The organism is Calothrix sp. FACHB-168 (assembly GCF_963889195.1).
Classification (GTDB): Bacteria; Cyanobacteriota; Cyanobacteriia; order Cyanobacteriales; family Nostocaceae; genus Aulosira; species Aulosira anomala_A.
Window position 1 is genome coordinate 119,501 of record NZ_CAWPNJ010000020.1, and the last position, 18,816, is coordinate 138,316.

10 protein-coding genes are annotated in these 18,816 nt (G+C 41.6%); all 10 read right to left on the reverse strand.

Features of this window, described 5'->3' with window-relative positions; translation table 11 throughout:
- Positions 1-49: 49 nt before the first annotated feature.
- On the reverse strand, positions 50-1,669 hold the full coding sequence (locus tag AACW45_RS13225; RefSeq protein ID WP_190633070.1) for a pentapeptide repeat-containing protein: 1,620 nt from the start codon (positions 1,667-1,669) through the stop codon (positions 50-52).
- Positions 1,670-1,890: 221 nt separating this feature from the next.
- Positions 1,891-2,070, reverse strand: a complete 180-nt coding sequence (locus tag AACW45_RS13230) for a hypothetical protein (RefSeq protein ID WP_190633071.1) — start codon at positions 2,068-2,070, stop codon at positions 1,891-1,893.
- Positions 2,071-2,132: 62 nt separating this feature from the next.
- On the reverse strand, positions 2,133-6,197 hold the full coding sequence (locus AACW45_RS13235) for a beta strand repeat-containing protein (protein ID WP_277880379.1): 4,065 nt from the start codon (positions 6,195-6,197) through the stop codon (positions 2,133-2,135).
- A gap of 35 nt (positions 6,198-6,232) precedes the next feature.
- Positions 6,233-8,293, reverse strand: coding sequence for a glycosyltransferase (locus tag AACW45_RS13240; RefSeq protein WP_190633072.1), 2,061 nt, complete (start codon positions 8,291-8,293; stop codon positions 6,233-6,235).
- A gap of 373 nt (positions 8,294-8,666) precedes the next feature.
- Positions 8,667-10,493 carry a calcium-binding protein gene (locus tag AACW45_RS13245; protein WP_190633073.1) on the reverse strand — a complete coding sequence of 609 codons (1,827 nt, stop codon included), beginning with the start codon at positions 10,491-10,493 and terminating at the stop codon, positions 8,667-8,669.
- A 2,069-nt stretch (positions 10,494-12,562) separates the two neighbouring features.
- Positions 12,563-13,021, reverse strand: coding sequence for a PepSY-like domain-containing protein (locus AACW45_RS13250; RefSeq protein ID WP_190633074.1), 459 nt, complete (start codon positions 13,019-13,021; stop codon positions 12,563-12,565).
- 761 nt (positions 13,022-13,782) lie between these two features.
- Positions 13,783-15,339, reverse strand: a complete 1,557-nt coding sequence (locus tag AACW45_RS13255; RefSeq protein WP_190633075.1) for a sensor histidine kinase — start codon at positions 15,337-15,339, stop codon at positions 13,783-13,785.
- Positions 15,340-15,446: 107 nt separating this feature from the next.
- Entirely contained in the window at positions 15,447-16,124 is a 678-nt protein-coding gene (locus AACW45_RS13260) for a response regulator (RefSeq protein ID WP_190633076.1), read from the reverse strand.
- A gap of 121 nt (positions 16,125-16,245) precedes the next feature.
- Positions 16,246-17,220 (reverse strand): GTPase Era, encoded by a 975-nt coding sequence (gene era / locus AACW45_RS13265; protein WP_190633077.1) that lies wholly within the window; start codon positions 17,218-17,220, stop codon positions 16,246-16,248.
- Between the two features lie 354 nt (positions 17,221-17,574).
- The gene (locus tag AACW45_RS13270; protein WP_190633078.1) at positions 17,575-18,705 is read right to left on the reverse strand and encodes a succinylglutamate desuccinylase/aspartoacylase family protein; all 1,131 of its coding nucleotides are present in this window, start codon (positions 18,703-18,705) and stop codon (positions 17,575-17,577) included.
- Positions 18,706-18,816: the final 111 nt, after the last annotated feature.

Genomic DNA, 18,816 nt, shown 5'->3' on the forward strand with positions numbered 1-18,816 from the left:
TGGGGATCTAAAGTTTTGCTAGCTATGATTCACACAAAATCACAGAAAATTAAAAGATAAAGTCGCTCGCATCTACATTAGTAGCGGTGAAGTTTGCCAAGGTGATATTATTACCACTGCCAAACACCGCCCCAGAGATGAGGGTATTTGCACCACTTTGAGTTACTGTCAAAGAGCCAAAGCTGGTTGCAAATGCTGTGAGGTCAATTTTATCGCCACCATTAGTGAAAGCGGTAATGCGATCGCTTCCAAAGCCTGATGCAAAAATATAGGTATCGTTACCAGCACCACCATTGAGGGTATCAGCACCAGCACCACCAGTGAGGCGATCGACACCACCGCCACCACTGAGGTTATCAGCACCAGCACCACCAACTAAAGTATCAGCACCACCAGCCCCAGTTAAGACATCATTACCATTACCACCAACGAGGTAATCATTACCATCGCCACCATTGAGGTTATCAGCACCTTCACCGCCATCAAGGTAATCATTACCACCAGCACCAGCGAGGGTGTCATTGCCATCAAAGCCAAAGATGTTATCTTTAGCACTTGTACCAGTAATATTATCGTTACCAGCAGTTCCTAAAGTCAGACCAATACTATCAACAGCGATCGCACCAGTGAGGTCAGCGCCAATGAAAATGGCATCAGTAAAATTGGTTTTTGACAGATCGGCGTTAGTCAAAATGGCATTTGTGAAATTTGCCCCAATAGCGATCGCATCGGTTGTCAGTATCCCAGTCAGGTTAGCGCCAGTGAAGTTGGCATTTGTCAAGTCAGCTGTCGTAAAACTAGCATTAGCTAGGTTAGCATCGGTAAAATTAGCACCAACCGCAGCTCCGTTAATTAAGACACCTTCAGCATTAGCGGCGGTGAAGTTAGATCCACTGACATTGGTATCATCAAATCTGGTTCCAGTCAGGTTGGTAACTGTACTACCAGAAGCACTAAAATCTGAATTAGTCAAAATGGCATCATCTATCAGCGCACCACTTAAATCTGCACCACGAAAGCTCAAATTAGAAGTTTGACCTGGTTCAAGGGGAGCATCACTTAAAGAGACACCACTTAAATTAGCCCGGTCAAAAATAGCGTTTTGCAGAGTCACATCTGTGAAATTTGTCAACCGGAAATCTGCACCTGTAGCATTGACATTGACTAGGAGAGTCGCTTCCAGAATAGCTCCTTGGAGGTTAGCATCTGTGAGATTCGCACCTGTAAAGTCAGCAGCTTTGAGATTCGCCAAAGACAAGTCAGCGCGGGTTAAGTTAGTACCAGTAAAATTGGGACGTTCAGATTGTTCGCCACTGAGATTGGCTTGCTGGAGAATCGCATCAGTCAGGTTGGCATTTGAAAGGTTAATACCTGATGTGTTAACTAATGTCAGATTTGCTAGTCTCAAGTTTGCCCCACTGAGATTGACATTCTGCAATGTCGCTTGCGAAAAATCTGCTGGTGCGGGAAAGTTAGTATTCGGAGCAAAGATGGCATTTGAGGCATTAACGTTAATCAGAGTTGCTAGTGAGAAGTCAGTACCTCTGAGTAGGGTACCAACGAATTGGACATCTGTGAGGCTGGCGGCGACAAACGTCGAACCATTCAGATTTTGTCCGTTAAAATTATTTCCCACCAGAACTTGATTGTTAAAGTTTTGAGCTGTCATGGTATGCACCCTCACAAAAGTTGTTAGTTGTCATTGGGCATTGGGCATTGGGCATTGGGCATTGGGCATGGGTAAGAACACTCCCCACACTCCCCACACTCCCTCATCCTCCCCCTCCCCCCATCCCCTATTGCTTGTTTTGTGTTCGCTGTAGAAGCGATGTCTAGCGACAAGCCGCTTCACGTCTACGCAAAAGGTAATTGCGAACAGCAGCAAATTGTTTAAATAGGCTCCGGAGCTTCTATAAAACCGCTAATAAAATCTGCTCCTGTTAATTGTTCAGCAGTAATCCCAGCTACAACCCCCAGCACTTCACCAGTTCCGGTAACTTCAATCCGACTGCTAGCTGTAGCAACACCCCCAATATTTAGAGTCAGATCGTTAAAACTCACTTTTTCCATAATTTCCCTTGTTTGCTGAATGTTGTTAAGATGCACCCTGTTACTTGGTATTTATGAGGAATCTAGGTGAATAAGAAGGTTGTTCCGGCTGAGTCAACAATGTTGGTGGCGATATCTGCTTGACTAAAGGGAGTACCAACCAAAGTCAGCAACAAAGTACCCTGGTTAAACCCGGCGTTACCTGCAATTCCATCGCCAACTCTAAATACTGTGTTGCCATTAGTAGTATTGGTAAATACATCAATAGCAGCAATACCACTGAAGGAAAGGAAATCTCCCCCTGTTCCTGTAACAAATCCATTAACTCGGTCTTGTCCGTCGCCAAAGGCATAGCGAATGGTATCGCTACCTAAACCGCCACTGATGGTGTCATTTTCTGTACCGCCGACTAAAACATCATTGGCATCAGCGCCTGTGAGGATATCATTACCAGCCGCACCGATCAGGGTATCATTACCTGCTCCACCGTTAAGGTTATCATCGCCGTCACCGCCATCAAGATAGTCATTTCCACCCGCTCCCAGCAAGGTATCAGCACCAGCGTTACCAAAAAGTGTATCGGCTCCAGCACCACCATTGAGGCTATTGTTAGCTTCATTACCAGTAATGGTATTTGCTATTGTATTGCCGATACCTGTTATGGCTGTACCAGTCAAGGTCAGGTTTTCTACGTTATCGCCTAAGGTGTAGTCAATGCTCGATTGGACAGTATCTATACCTTCATCGGCGTTTTCTGTAATGACATCTCCTACACTATCGATGATGTATGTATCGTTACCTAAACCACCACTAGCTGTGTCATTACCAGCACCGCCATCAAGGATGTCAGCACCACCAGCGCCAATCAGGGAGTCATCGCCTGTACCACCATTGAGGGTATCGGCTCCAGCACCACCATCCAGGATATCATTGCCTTCATCACCAGAAAGCAAGTCATTGCCGTTACCAGCTATTAGGGAGTCATCATCTATACCACCATTGAGGGTATCAGCACCAATACCGCCATTTAGGGTATCGTTACCGCCTAAGCCGTTGAGGATATTGTTAGCATCATTACCGATGATAGTGTTGGCAAGTTGATTACCAGTACCTGTTACGGCTGTGTCAATCAGGGTCAAGTTTTCTAGGTTGTCGCCTAAAGTATAGTCAACGCTAGATTGCACAGTATCTACACCTTCATCGGCGTTTTCTGTAACTGTATCCCCAGCGCTATCGACTACATAAATGTCATTACCTGTACCACCAATCAAGGTATCGTTACCACCAGCGCCGTTGAGGGTATTGTCTAACTCGTTACCTATGATGGTGTTATCAAGCTCGTTACCAGTACCGATGACGGCTATACTAACTAGGGTCAGGTTTTCTAAGTTACTGCTTAAGGTGTAGTTAAAGCTAGATTGAACGGTATCTGTGCCTTCGTTGGCGTTTTCCGCGATCGCATCTCCTGCACCATCTACTATATATCTATCATCACCAGCACCACCAATCAGGGAATCATCCCCAGCACCACCATCAAGGGTGTCATTTCCCCCAGCGCCAATTACAGTATCGTTACCGCCAGCGCCGTTAAGGCTATTATTGGCATCATTACCTGTGATGGTATTAGCAAGTTCATTACCTGTGCCGTTTTCGGCTGTACCTAATAAAATTAGGTTTTCTAAGTTGTCGCTTAAGGTGTAGTCAAAGCTAGATTGTACAGTATCTACGCCTTCGCCTGAGTTTTCGGTAATTGTATCCCCAGCGCCAAGTATGTAGTTATCATCACCACTACCGCCAACTAGGGAGTCAGCACCAGCACCACCATCAAGGGTATCGTTACCACCAGCACCATTAAGGGTGTCAGTACCATCACCACCATTAAGGATATTGTTGCTAGCGTTACCTGTAATGATATTGGCATCTGCATTACCAGTACCGCTAATTGCTGTACCAATCAAGGTGAGGTTTTCTAAGTTGCTGCTTAAGGTGTAGTCAAAGCTAGATTGCACAGTATCTACACCTTCGCCAGGGTTTTCTGTAATCGTATCCCCAGCACTATCAACTATGTAACTATCATCACCAGTGCCGCCAATCAGGGAGTCAGTACCAGCACCGCCATCAAGGGTATCATTCCCAGCAGCACCAATTAGGGTGTCAGTACCATCACCACCATTAAGGTTGTTGTTGAGTTCATTACCTGTAATGGTGTTGGCGCTTGTATTACCAGTACCGTTGGCGGCTGTACCTAATAAAACTAGGTTTTCTAAGTTGTTGCTTAAGGTGTAGTTAAAGCTAGATTGAACTGTATCTGTACCTTCATTGGCGTTTTCGGCGATCGCATCTGTGGCACTATCAACTATGTAACTATCATCACCAGCACCGCCAATCAGGGAGTCATTACCAGCGCCGCCATCAAGGGTGTCAGCACCAGCACCACCAATCAGGGTATCGTTACCGCCAGCACCGTTAAGGCTGTTATTGCTAGCGTTACCTGTAATATTATTGTTTTCTGTATTACCAGTACCACTGACTGCTGTACCAGTCAAGGTGAGGTTTTCTAAGTTATTGCTTAAAGTATAGTTTTGGCTGGATTGAACTGTATCTATGCCTTCGTTGGCATTTTCTGTAATCGTATCACCGCTATCAACTATATATGTGTCGTTACCTGTGCCACCTACCAGGGAGTCAGCACCAGCACCACCATCAAGGGTGTCATTCCCAGCGCCGCCAATTAGGGTATCGTTACCACCTAAGCCATTGAGAGTATTATTACCAGTATTGCCAGTAATAATATTATTCAGTGTATTACCTGTGCCGCTAACGGCTGTACCAATTAAAGTCAGGTTTTCGACGTTGTTGCCTAAAGTATAATTGGCAAGGCTAGAACGGACAGTATCTATACCAGCATTGGCATTTTCAACGACAACATCGCCTGTGACATTGACTGCATAAGTGTCATTACCCGCACCACCAACCATCCTGTCAGAACCAGCGCCACCATCGAGATAATCATTACCGCCAGCACCGTTGAGGGTATCGTTACCAGCATTACCAAATAAGTTATCGCCGCCGCTAGTACCGTTGAGGGTGTTGTTACCGCCATCACCAAGAGATAAACCGATCGCATCAACCGCGATCGCACCTGTGAGATTGGCACCGATAAAGGTAGCATTGGTAAAGTTGCCCTTTGACAAATTAGCGTTACTAAAATTGACTTCTGTGAAATTTGCACCAATAGCGATCGCATCGGTGGTGAGTACCCCACTCATATCAGCACCAGTGAAGTTGGCATTGGTGAGGGTGGTTTTAGATAAGTCAGCGTTTATCAGTTTGGCACTGCTGAAATTTGCACCAGTAAAATCGGTATCAACTAATTTAGCACCTGTGAGGTTGGTGACTGTAACAGTACCATTGGTAGCAACATAAGCACTAAAATCAGCACCAGTTAAAGTGGCATCGTCTAAAATAAAGTTACTTAAATCTGCTCCTCGAAATCTGACATTAACTGGTTGGTTTGGATCGAAGGCGCTAGCATCACTCAGGGAAACTCCACTGAAATTAGCTAAGTCAAATATAGAATTTTGGAGAACTAAATCTGTGAGTTTTGCTTGGCGAAAATCAGCCCCTGTGGCATTGACATTGACTAAGAGAGCAGCTTCTAACTCAGTTTCTTGAAACTTAGCATTGGTGAAATTTGCACCTGTCAAATCGGCAGCTTTTAACTTGGTTTTAAATAAATTCGCACCTGTAAAGTTTGACCCTGCTAGGTTTGCTCTGTCAGATTGTTCCCCGCTAAAATCAGCTTCCGACAAATTTGCATTGGTCAGGTTGGCGTTTGATAAATTAATATCTTTCGTAGTAATTAATGATAAATTAGCCCCAGTCAGATTTGCTCCACTGAGATTGACATTTTCTAATTTCGCTTTGAAGAAATTAGCTGGTGAGGGAAAGTTGGTGTTTGGGGCAAATATTGCATTTGATGCATTGACGTTGAACCAACTTGATTCTTCAAAAGTAGTACCTCTGAGTTGTGTACCTACGAATTGCACTCCTGAAAGGGTAGTCTTGAAAAACGTCGAGCCATTGAGGTTTTGACCGTTAAAGTTGTTGTTGGTGAGGAATTGTTCGTTAAAGTTTAAAGCTGGCATTTTAGGTACCTATTTGGGTTTAAAGAATCAGTAATTTAAGCTGAATGTTGGATATCTAAAGATGGGGATTGAGCAGTTTTTTGCATTTGCTCTTTTAACCAAGCTGCAAACAGTTCGTTAAGCAGCCGTTGTTGCATTGGTTTGTCAAATTGTGCTGGTATAAACTTTTCTAAACGCACAATTAACCACAAATCACCAATATTTTTAGGTGGCAATAATTGTCCGGGTTGGCTGATGGCAAGAATGCGGGCAAGTTGGGGATGAGGTGTACTCAATGATACTGGCCCTATTAACCCGCCAGTTTGAGCTTCTGCACCTTGGGAATATTGTTTTGCGAGTTCAGCAAAGGACTGTTCACCTTCTAATAGACGAAAGTACAATTCCTGCGCTACCGCACCATCACTAAGGCGAATCAAAGAATAAACAACCCGATCAAGTTTGGGTTTGATTTGGCGAAAATGATTCTCTAACTTACTACCCCAGGTGGCTTTTTTGAATTTCTCGATTCTCAGATTGCGAGTTGCTAAATCTAAAAATTGGGCTTCATTCATCCCTTGCTGTTTTAACCAAGCTCGGCGTTCTGCTTCTGATGACAATTGATTTTGTGCGCAAAAATCTTGATAACACTGGGTTTTTTCTTCGTTGCTACAGTTAATAGAAGCGATCGCATTATCAATTATCAATTCTTGCTGAAGCTTGGGTAATAGTTGATAGCGACTCAACAGAGGAATAATTTCTTGAGTGGTTAAGGTTTGATGATTAACTTGTAAAATTGGCGCAGATTTAGCTAAAGATTTCTGGGATTTTTGTTGTTTTCCAAATCCCTTAGATTCGCCACTATCCACCAACTCTAACTTTCTTCCCTCCCAAGGCGAAATTAGTTGAGGTTCTTCTGATTGCTGTATCCATTGCAAATGTTGGGGTAATAGTTGGGCTAAATCATAGCGCTCAAGCACTGTTTGTCTAGCCTTAGCGCGAATCGCCGCCATTTTATCTGGATGGTTGAGGGCTTCTAAAATGCGATCGCATATTTCTTGGGGTGAAAAGAAATCTGCTAACAATCCGTTAACACCATCTTGAATCACCTCCATCACCGGCGCAGTTCGCGAACCCACTACCAAACAACCTGTAGCTAAAGATTCGATTAAAGACCAAGATAAAACAAAGGGACGAGTTAAATAAACATGAGCCGATGAAGCTTGCAGTACTTGCAAATATTCAGAATAAGGTAACCAAGCTGTAAAATGAATCCGGCTGAGGTCGAGATCGTATTTTTCTAGCATCACCTCCTTATAGGTTTTACCATCGGGGAGTTTCTTTCCATAAGCAACACGGTTTTCACCGACAATAACCACATGACAGTTAGGGCGTTGTTGCTGGAGTAAAGCCACCGCCTCAATAAACTGGGGAAATCCCCGATAAGGTTCCATGCCTCTAGTAGCATAAGTAACAATTTCTTGGGCATGAGAAAGGTCAAGATTGATCCGGGGTAAAACTAACTTAGCACCGGGATTTGGAGAGAAAAAGTTAGTATCAACCCCGTCATGCATTACGGAAATTTTGTTGTGATATTCTAACGGGAATTGCTGACGCTGCCAATAGGTAGGAGACAGACCGCGATCGCAACTATATAAATCTTGTAAAATAGGCGCATTTTTAATTCTAATTCGGGCTTCATCATCAGCAGTCATGCGATCGCTAGGATCAAAATCTGCGTCAGTTCCATGAGCGTGATAAAACCACTCAAAATAACAAAGTAATTTAGCTTGCGGAAAAATATCTTTAATAAATAAAGTCGGGCCCCAACCCGAATGACCATAAACTACATCGGGAACAAACCTCTGTGCTTTCAGTTGCTCTGCTAGGCGATACACAGCTTGACCTTGCAGCACCGCATTTTCTAAGGGTTTAACATAATGGTGCGTTTCTGCTCTAGCTTCCCGTTTCGGGTTATAAACCACTCGATTAACACCAGCCAAACTACCTTCTTGGCGAGTAGTACCAAAAAAGACTTGGTTATTCTTATCCTGAGCTAACGCCGCAGCCACATGCCGAAATTGGGCAGGGAAATTCTTATGTAAAAATAATATTCGCATGGCTTGTTAAATATTAGTTTTCTGCTCGCTGATTATGGGTAAGCAGATTCTCGATTGATTGCAAAAATCGAGAATCTGACAAGCAAAAAAACGTTGTGGGTATGTAATTGGAGGTATTTGCGATTGATCGCCAAACAATTTTGGAGTTTTAGATAGTAGAGTGATTATTGCTCGCCCTACTATTGCTCAAAATACTATTGCTCAAAGTTAACTTTGAAGTCCATAAAGAAATCAAATAGTTATAATTGAGACTTAATCCCAAGAGTAGCTCAACAAGTTGTCCAGACTCTGTAGCTACTCTTGAAGGTTGGGGTAACTATTAGGTGTGTGTTACTTGGTTCGTACCCAAGTACACCGCCTAGTTGCCCATTTCTTAGACGAGGAAATCTGCTTCTGTGATTGTGATCGCGGAACCATTGAGTCCATTCACGGTTGCAACTTTTTCTAAGAAATCAGGGATTTCTCCAGGTATACCTTGATTGAGAACGCTGATAGTAACCTGAGAAGTGCCGTTACCAGTGATGATTAGTTCTTCAAAGCCAGTAACAAACTCATACTCAATAAAGTCGATTCCATCCTCGAAGCCCTGGATGATGTCACCGGGAGGAAGAATTGGGGTAGGATCGCCTGGTTCTAATGGCTCTAGCAAGAAGCCTGTGCTTGCTAACTGGAATATGTCAGCGCCAGCTCCACCATTTAAGATATCGGCTGCGGTTTGACCTTCCAGGTCTTCTCCACCAGTGAGGGTGTCATTACCTGCACCACCTATAATCCGGTCAATGCCGGTGCCACCATTGAGGAAGTCGTCACCAGCTTGACCATTGAGGGTGTCATCGCCACCTTGACCTAAGATAGTGTCGTTGCCGCCTCCACCCAATAGGGAGTCATTATCTTCTCCACCATCGATAAAGTCAGCGTCAATACCGCCAGTGATGCTTTCATTACCTGCACCGCCAAAGAAAGTAGTAGCGCCACCCTCATCAGTGAGGACATCATTACCGTCGCCACCATCCAGGATGTCAATACCAAGACCACCTCTAATGATGTCATCGCCGCCACCACCAAAGATTTGGTCATCACCGTCGCCACCCAATAAGGAGTCGTTACCAGGGTCTCCGAAGGCATCATCGCCTGCAATAGTGTCATTGCCAGTACCGCCATCAACGGTGTCAGCACCGCTAAAGCCAAAGATTTGGTCATCACCGTCGCCACCCAACAGGGAGTCGTTACCACCACTCAAGCTGTCAGCATCGCCTTCAATGATGTCATTACCAGCTCCACCATCAATGGTGTCACTACCAGCCGCACTCAAGGTGTCATCACCTTCAAGGGTGTCATTACCTTCTCCACCATTGAGGTAGTCATTACCAGCGTTGCCATTGATGTTGTCATCGCCGTCTTCACCAAAGAGTCCTTTGGTAAACACTCCAGTAGTGGCATTGAGTAAAAAGTCATTGCCGTCGCCACCTTCAATGATGTCATTGTCAAGACCACCCAGGATTCTGTCAACGCCAGCACCGCCTGCTAAGGTGTCAAAGCCAGCGCCGCCTTCTATGGTGTCGTTACCATCGCCACCATCAACGTTGTCAAAACCATCTCCAGCATCGATAAAGTCATTACCAGCAGCACCTAACAGAGTGTCATCGCCATCATTACCAAAGATGCGGTCATTGTTAGCACCACCATCGATGTTGTCTTTATTGCTACCACCAACTAGGGAATCATTGCCAGCATCCCCAAACAGGACGGCTTCTTCTAGTCCAGCAACTAGGGTATCAGCACCATTTCCACCGTGGAGTTCGCCTTTACCTTCCCCACCATCTAGGAAGTCATTGCCATCTTCACCATAGAGTGTGTCATCTCCAGCATCGCCGAAGAGCCTATCATTACCCAATCCACCATAGAGGATGTCTGAGGCATCTCCACCATTGAGACTATCATTCCCATCTCCACCAAAGAGTTCGTCATCGCTGTCTCCACCATCAAGGGTGTCGTTGCCAATTCCACCTTCTAAGATGTCTTTGTCGCCGCCACCAAAGAGTCTGTCATTGCCAGCTTCACCCCGGAGGATGTCATCGCCTATGTTGCCAAACAGATCGTCATTGCCACCTCTGCCCTCGATGGTATCATTGCCTTCTAAGCCATCAATTATATTCCTGGCGGCAGTACCTATAAGCAAATCGTTATCTGGTGTTGCCATGTCTATTGTCCTTATTTTGTCAAAAGAGTATTTTGCTAGCTAACTTAAAGTTGCTAGATGCACAATTCCCTATATTGGGAATTAATTTTTACTACTCTCACTACCCCCCTCTCCCAAATTTGAGAGAGGGGAAATCAAGCCATAGTGAGAAAATATTGCTTGCTTTCGTAATACATACTCCCAATCACTCCGCGAGAAAAAATTTTCACTAAAACGTTTGTTGCAAATTCACACATCAGTGTAAAATGTTTAAATCATTGTTAAGCCATAGCTAATTTAGCCATTCCAAGCTCGGCATAAATACATAAATTTATGCCCCATAATTTGCCGCCAGCTATCATAGAAGCCTGTTGTCAAACTTCGCTCTATACTTACATGACGTGTAGTTATTTCACTAGCATGAAACCGTGTTTACCTAATATGCATCCAGCAAATTATGCTAGGCAAATTTCAAATCAGTAAACTTGGAAATTTCATACCGTGAAAACTAACACCAGTCGCCTGGAGCTAATTAACTATTACGAAAGTCTTTGATGGGAAACACTCAATACCGAATTGCCTTAACCATAGCACTAATTTACCAATTATCTTTCGTGCTATAGATTCTCTCGCCTAAAAAGTACGTCAAAAATTCAGTTCTCTAGCCTTATTGATTAGTCTCTAGCCACATTACCGTAGATTTCATTTGTGCTTAACTGCAAATCTTAGGTAAGTACAAACAGTTCTAACCATCGAATTACAAGGATATCAGTTGTAAATCAATTAAGATTAGTTCAGTCTGTAACAATGTAATTCTATCATTAGAGACTATTCCTATCTATCACAAAATTAGCTGATCTGCAATGACATCATTTAAGTAGGTCGGACAATGCTGAAATAGCGGTTTATTGCCGAGCCTTTTGATGATGCAATCTTTTTTTGCCAAGAAGCTAAAACAGTAGTATGTAAATAACATGATAGTAGACCACCCAACCCCAAAATTAAAGTCGATTGCCAATTTACTGAGATTTATAACCTAAGTAATCACTGATTGCCAAGAGCTTTTGTTATTTACTAAAGCCTAGTTAACTACCATTTATGTAAGCAGTTGTTTAAACTTATGAATTAACATTTACTTGCTCTGGTAAAGTGATGTACATATGTTTTAGTCACTTATCTAGCCGGGTCTAAAGAAAAAATTAGTTTTCTTAAGAAATCTATTTAGGAATCACGAGTAGTATTCTCTTATGCATACTATGCATCTGTCAATATCTGAAAATGCTATTTTGGACTCAAGATTATTTCCAATATACTGATTTTTGGTCAATCTAAATTACATTGTCAAATTTAAATATTCGATAAAGCGGAAATGATTTTGAGCAGAATATAAAGATTTAATAATCACCTAAATTATTAAGCTTTTGCCTTGCTGTGACTGCCTTTGGCGATTTTAACCACACTTTTAAAATATAAATAATTCTACTTCTGTTGAGCAACGCAAACATATAGTAAATCGGGAGTCGCCGCAGTTCTTGTCTTGTGTGGATTGGATTTGAACTGCTGAATACTATTCTGATGATTGTTTCTTCATAGAATTTACCTTTCTGCTCAAATTCATTTCCGATCATATACAAAAATATCTATCAAAAGATAGATGCAAATTTATGCTTTATATAGATGAAAAATATATCTGTTCGTGAAATTAGCCTTCTCAAGCTAATTATAAGGATTACCGATACTATCTCACTCAACCATTGATAGAACTAATGTTTACCGCAGGTACGAGATAAATTATTCAGGGATATGTCGCTCAAACCACCGTCAGAAAACTGGACTGTAATTGCCAAAAGTGCTTTTATCTTCTGGGTTTAGAGGCTGCTATTTTTTTGTGAAAGATTTATAAACCTGGTTGTGGGTTCTTTCCCAACAAAGGCTAACTTAACAACAGACGACAGAACGCGGCGAGTAGTTCCCCAAATTCTAGACAATTGACATACTCCCCAGAGCGTAGCAGTCAATAGTCAATAGTCATTTGTCAATAGTCATTTGTCAATAGTAAACCCATGCCCAATGCCCAATGCCCAATGCCCCTAATCTTCATATAAATCAACTTGAGGATTACCGTTAACATCAAAATATAATTCGCTTTCAGTTTCACCATCGGTAATATCTACTTCGTAGAACTTTCCCTGAGGTGTAATTTCAATTTCGTATTTTGTAATAATAAATTGAGGATGTTCTTTTTTGATACGTTTTACGAGAAAATCAGGAAATTCATTAACTGATACTAAATATTCTGTTTCTAACCATTCACCTGTATTGGAAAACTCAACTTCAGTTGAAACATTTTGATCAATAAAACTGGCTTCATAACCATAGTGATGCTTTACCCAAGCAGGAGAAATTTGGGGATATTTGGCTTTAAATGCTGCTTCTACACTTGTTGGTACTACTACAGCTTGTTGGTGATTTTTCAAGCTATTGCAAGCCGTTAAAATTAAAACTAGCACCCATTTCCAAGTATTTAGTATAATTGATTCAAATTGCATTATTTTTAATTTTTTGCAGAGAAAATTATTATTTGATTGTGGAAACTTAAATATCAAATTACTATTTTAGTTTAGCAAAAATACCTACTGTAGACTACTATATTCTATTATTCTATGCTGATTTTAAGTTTCACAATCAATCATGAGGGGTGTTGATTGTTGACGGTTGACTACTTTTATTAGTAATTATGCAATTTAGACGCATATAGCATTCCTATTTCATTTGTGAAAAAACAAAGTAAATTTTAACATCCTTCTTTTCTGTTCCCTGGGTTAACGAGTAATTTTCACAACTCATTTAGGATGGCGATATACAGCAAATTGCTAGTTGGTGAAGTAGCGATAATCGTTGATTGTAGGGGCATTGGCACTGCCATGCCCTCTAGAATATATTGATGTGCTACAAAAACTATTTCTTTAAATTGGTATTACCAAAGTTACAAGCTAGGAGGGTTTAGCAGTGCTAAACCCCTACGATAAACCACATCTATTTTATTTTGAGAACCATAGTTTTAAAAGTAGTGGGAGCATCTTGCTCCCTGCTCTTGGTAGCCTGCAAGACTTCGGCGCGATCGCTCAGTCGAATGCAGCTCGCACTACTCCAGGTTTCAAAATGGACGAGGTTTAGTTGGGTTTTTTCAAGCATAAAGATTGGGTATTGATTATCAATGGGTAAGTAGTAGGTTTGGGATTTGCAAAAGTGAAACAACAAAATTCTTTGCTATAGTTAAGCGTGTTAAAGAGAAAATTAGCATTTCTAACTATTTTCTTTCTTGGGGTGGTTCTAAAGGTAGAATGATAGTGAATTTTGCGCCTGCTCCCTGCTTACTTTTCACAGTAACATGTCCACCATGAGCTACTGCAATGGCTTGAACAATAGATAATCCTAAACCTGCGCCTTCGGAACGACGACGACTATTTGCAGAACGCGCAAAACGTTGAAATATTCTTTGTTGCTCGGCTTCAGCAATGCCTTCTCCTGTATCATGCACCCAAAAGCTAACTTTATCTTGATGTATCGCTGAACCCAGGGTAATACTATCAGTATCTGTGGTATGTTGGGTAGCGTTTTGGACTAAATTCATCACAGCTTGGGTAAGACGCTGGCGATCGGCGACGATTTTACATTTAGCGGTAGCTTGAAGTCGCCAGTTGCGATCGCCTAAAGCTTGGATTTTGGCATACAATTCTTCGGTTAAAGCACAAACATCCACTGTTTCTAAGTGCAAAAAATCGGGATGCTCGGCTTTTGCTAGTAAAATCATGTCATTGACAAACCGATTCATCCGTTCTAGTTCATCCATGACTAAAGCGAGAGTTTCTTCTATTTCTTCTGGGTGATTTCCCATCAATTCTAGATGACCGCGAATAATTGTAATTGGGGTGCGTAATTCATGACCCGCATCATTAATAAAATTGCGCTGACTGATGAAAGCATTTTGCAATCTATCCATCATGGCATTAAAGGTAACTGCTAGTTCTGCTAGTTCTCCTTGACCGCTCACAACAATTCGTTGATTTAAATCTGAGGCGGTAATATTACAAGCAGTTTCGTTAAGCAAGCGTAAGGGAGCGAGAATTTTTCCGGAAGCAAACCAAGCTAAGATTAAAGCTAAAACTACAACTGCTGCACCTACCTGAACGATAACTGCTACCGCTTCTACTACCTCTCCCCGTTCGCCAAAAGTCGGGTGAGCAATGACAAATACACCCATCACTTCGCCTTGAATTTTTACAGGTTGCGCTAGATAAACGATACTTTCAACAGGGCTACCAGGAATTATTTTTTCCCCTTCTTTTGCTTGAGTTAAAGTCCCAAAATAGCGCATTATTTCCGAATCTCGGCTTAGTTCTTTGGGTCTGGCTCTAGGACTTGATTTATAAAATTTACCTTCGATTAAGGCGATTAAATATGTGTCGTCTTCGGGAATCTGCGTACCTAAAAAACCATCAAAAAAATCTTTTAACTCTTTTTTTGAGGTTGGCGGTTGAATCAGGCGATTATCAGACTCTTTGAGTTCATTAATCACTTTGTTATCGTCACTACTATCTGGATGTTCCCCAAAAAAAAGAGGTTGTCCAGTAATTAAATCTTCAAAAATCCTCATTTTGGCGTTGTTCTCTCGCTGAACGCGGCTATTAACTCTTGCATATAAAACTTGCCGAAAAGCGGGAATAAAGACGACAAACACAATGCCTAAAATTAACACATACCAGAAGAGAATTCGGGTACGTGCAGCCCAAAAAAACCCTTTATGAGGTTTTGGATCGGTTGTCGTTGTTGCTTGGCTATTACTTGTGTTTTCCCCATTTATCATATTCTTCTCATGAGAAATTATGGCTGTTGGATTAGCCTTGATACCTGGGTGAAAACCGCAGGGTTTGTTGCATATTTTATGATAATTTCTAGGGCGATATCTAGTAATTACACCAATCCCGATCGCAGGGCGACAACTGCGGCTTGTACGCGATCGTCTACTGCTAATTTATTCATAATTCCCCGAACGTGGGTTTTGACGGTATTCGGGCTGAGATAGAGTCTTTCGGCAATTTCTGGATTACTCAAACCATCTACCATGAGTTTTAATACTTCCAATTCCCGCGCCGAAAGATTTGCGGTGTTTCCTTTTGCTGTTGGGGGGCGGAGATTTTCTATGACTCGTCGCGCAATTTGGGGATCGAGGTAAGTTGCGCCATCAATAGCAGCTGCGATCGCACTTAATAACCGCTCTACACTCGCACCTTTGATACAATAAGCATCTGCACCGCTAGATAATGCGGCAATAATTTCTGTTTCTGTTTGATGGGATGTCAGCATGACTACATGAGTTTCTGGTAATGCGGCTTTAATTTGCTGTGTCGCTGCAATTCCATCAAGTCTTGGTAACCCGATATCCATGACTACCAAATCGGGTTTAAGTTGTAGTGCTGCTTGTACGCCTAAATAGCCATCTTCTGCCTGTCCGACAATTTCTAACTGGGGATGAACCATTAAAGATTGTTCTAGCCCCAGTTGCATCATCGGATCGTCTTCTACAATTAAAATGCGCAATGGCGGTGCATCTGTGGGTAAATTGAAGAAGGAACTATTATCTGAAGACATTCTCATCGTTAGGGGTTAAGAGTCAAGAGTCCATAGTCAAAAGTCAACAGTCTCTAGTCCAAAATTTAATCACTCATGACCATTGACCATTGACCATTGACCATTGACTAATAACTAATTTCTATTCTTCCACGCGATACCCTAACTCTGCTAAACTTACGCGAGACTGTCGCCATTTTGGTTGGACTTTGACGAATAATTCCAGGTAAACTTTACCGGAAATTAGCTTTTGAATTTGTTCGCGCGCCGCACTCCCAATAGCTTTGAGCATTGAACCACCCTTACCGATGAGAATTCCTTTTTGGGAATCTCGCTCTACATTGATGGTAGCAAGAACGCGGGTAATGCTTGGGGTTTCTTCTACTAGATCAATTGCGATCGCTACTGAATGGGGTACTTCTTCGCGGGTTAATAGTAAAATCTGTTCGCGAATTAATTCGCCCATAATAAAGCGTTCTGGTTGATCGGTAACTAAATCTGGCGGATAGTAAAAGGGGCCGTTGTCTAAGTTTTCAATCAGTAAATTTTGTAATTCTGGCAATCCCACGCCAGTTTTGGCAGAAAATTTGACTGTTTGCCATTGATATAATTCAGCTAAGTGTGTGTAACTATCATCTATCTGCTGGGAATCTGTGGGTTGTTGATCGACTTTGTTCAATCCTAAAATTACTGGTGTTTGACTGCGACTGAGCAATTCTGCAATAAAGCGATCGCCTGCACCACAAGCTACTGTACCATCTACCACAAATAGCACTACATCCACTGATTCGATGGCGATTTTAGCATTTTGCACCAGTACCTCTCCCAATTGATGATGGGGTTTATGTATTCCTGGTGTATCGACAAAAATTAACTGTGCTTCTGGTGTAGTTAAAATCCCTCTTAAGCGATTACGTGTAGTCTGAGCTACCGGGGACGTAATCGCTATTTTTTGCCCTACCAATTGATTCATTAAAGTAGATTTACCGACATTAGGGCGACCAATAATGCCGATGAAACCTGACTTAAACTCAGGAGGAGCTTGGGGAATCGATACTTCTTCTGAAAAAGAGAAGATGTGATTATCAATACTAGTCACCTTTAGCTCCACCGTCATATTTTATAGTTGGGGTAAGTTGTTTTTTTTCTTAGACAAGTAAGAAACATAAGATCACCCTGGCATTTTTTAGGGATTGCCTCTGCTTAAGTTTAATCTACTACTAAATATATTTTGTTCCAATATCCAAAAAAGAGATAGGACTATACAAACTCGTTTAGTTTTTCTCTCTTGTTGGGTATTGCTTTTATGATAACACTGTGCTGCAATTGTATTTCCTTATGCCATGAATACCGATTATCGAGAAGTCCAACCCCTTGGGGGGAATTCAAAATTCAAAATTGAAATTCTGAGACTTTTTTCTTTGCATAAATCAATAATAGTGCTAATATCCAATTTTTCACTAAGCGGTAACTACTGAATAATTCTCAGGACTAATTCGCCTTGATTCACAGCTTGATTAGTAGAAATTTCATATACTAAGCCATCGTTTTCGGCAAAGATATCTATCGTCTGAGGTAATTGGCTTTCTTTATTAAAACTCAGAATTTGATAAAGTCTATCGTTAGCATTGATTTTACTACCTACTTTAACTCTAGATTGAATCATGCCGCCGGCGATCGCATAATATTTAACGATTTTACTGGATGCCGAAAAAGTCATTTGCTGATTGCTGGTGTTTGCTTGGGGAAATTCCGGTATTTGCAATACGCCTTTTTGGACTAAATAATTTTTTATACCTAAAATACCCTTGGCTACTGAGTCAGGATTCATCTGCATTCCTGAACCTAGTTCAATTGTCCAAGCTTCGATATCAAATTGAATATTTCTCCCCAATTTTTGAAAGCAAGCTTCTAGCGCTAACCAAGGCTTGATAAAAGCTTCGTCAAAGGCATCACCATCATAAGTATCTAGTAAAATGCCGTAATCTAGGAGAAAATATTTGGCGCTTTCTTCGCGATTTCGGAAGTAATAAAGGTAGTCTATAGCTTGATTTGTCGAACTATGTAAATCAATTAAATAGTCTGCATCTATACACATAGACTGCAATTTATAGGCAAATTGTTCGGTATAAGGTAATCCAGAGGGAGAATTAATTTTTTCTAAAATTTTGGCGAATTTTTCTCTAATCGTAGTTAGATAATTGAGTCGGACGACCTCTCTATCAAGCTGAAGTTGAGATTTAGTAAAAGCTACTAAATCATCAGCTTCTTTTTCGTAGTCCCAAAATATCCGATTCCAGTCTTTCGCTTCGTAAACACAATATCTTCCAGGTGAAAAATGGTGCGATCGCTCATTTACTCCCATTGGATTGCAAACCGGGACTAACCAAATCTCTCCCGCTAAGTTTGTATCATTGATGGTGAGCAAAAAGTCAATTAATTGATGAATAACTGCATTACCAGCGATTTCTGCACCGTGTAAGTTAGATTGAATGTAAACTTTTTTACCAGGATCTGCGCCAATAAATTTATAAACCTGTAAAGATAAGCGATCGCCTGAAGCCATTTGGCGTAAAAAAATTGTTTCAATAATTGGTTGCATAAAAATCAATATAGTTCAGTTAAGGATAATTGTAGGTTGGGTAGAGCGTCAGCGAAACCCAACATCAAAGCGGTTTTGTTGGGTTTCGTCCCTCAACCCAACCTACACAAA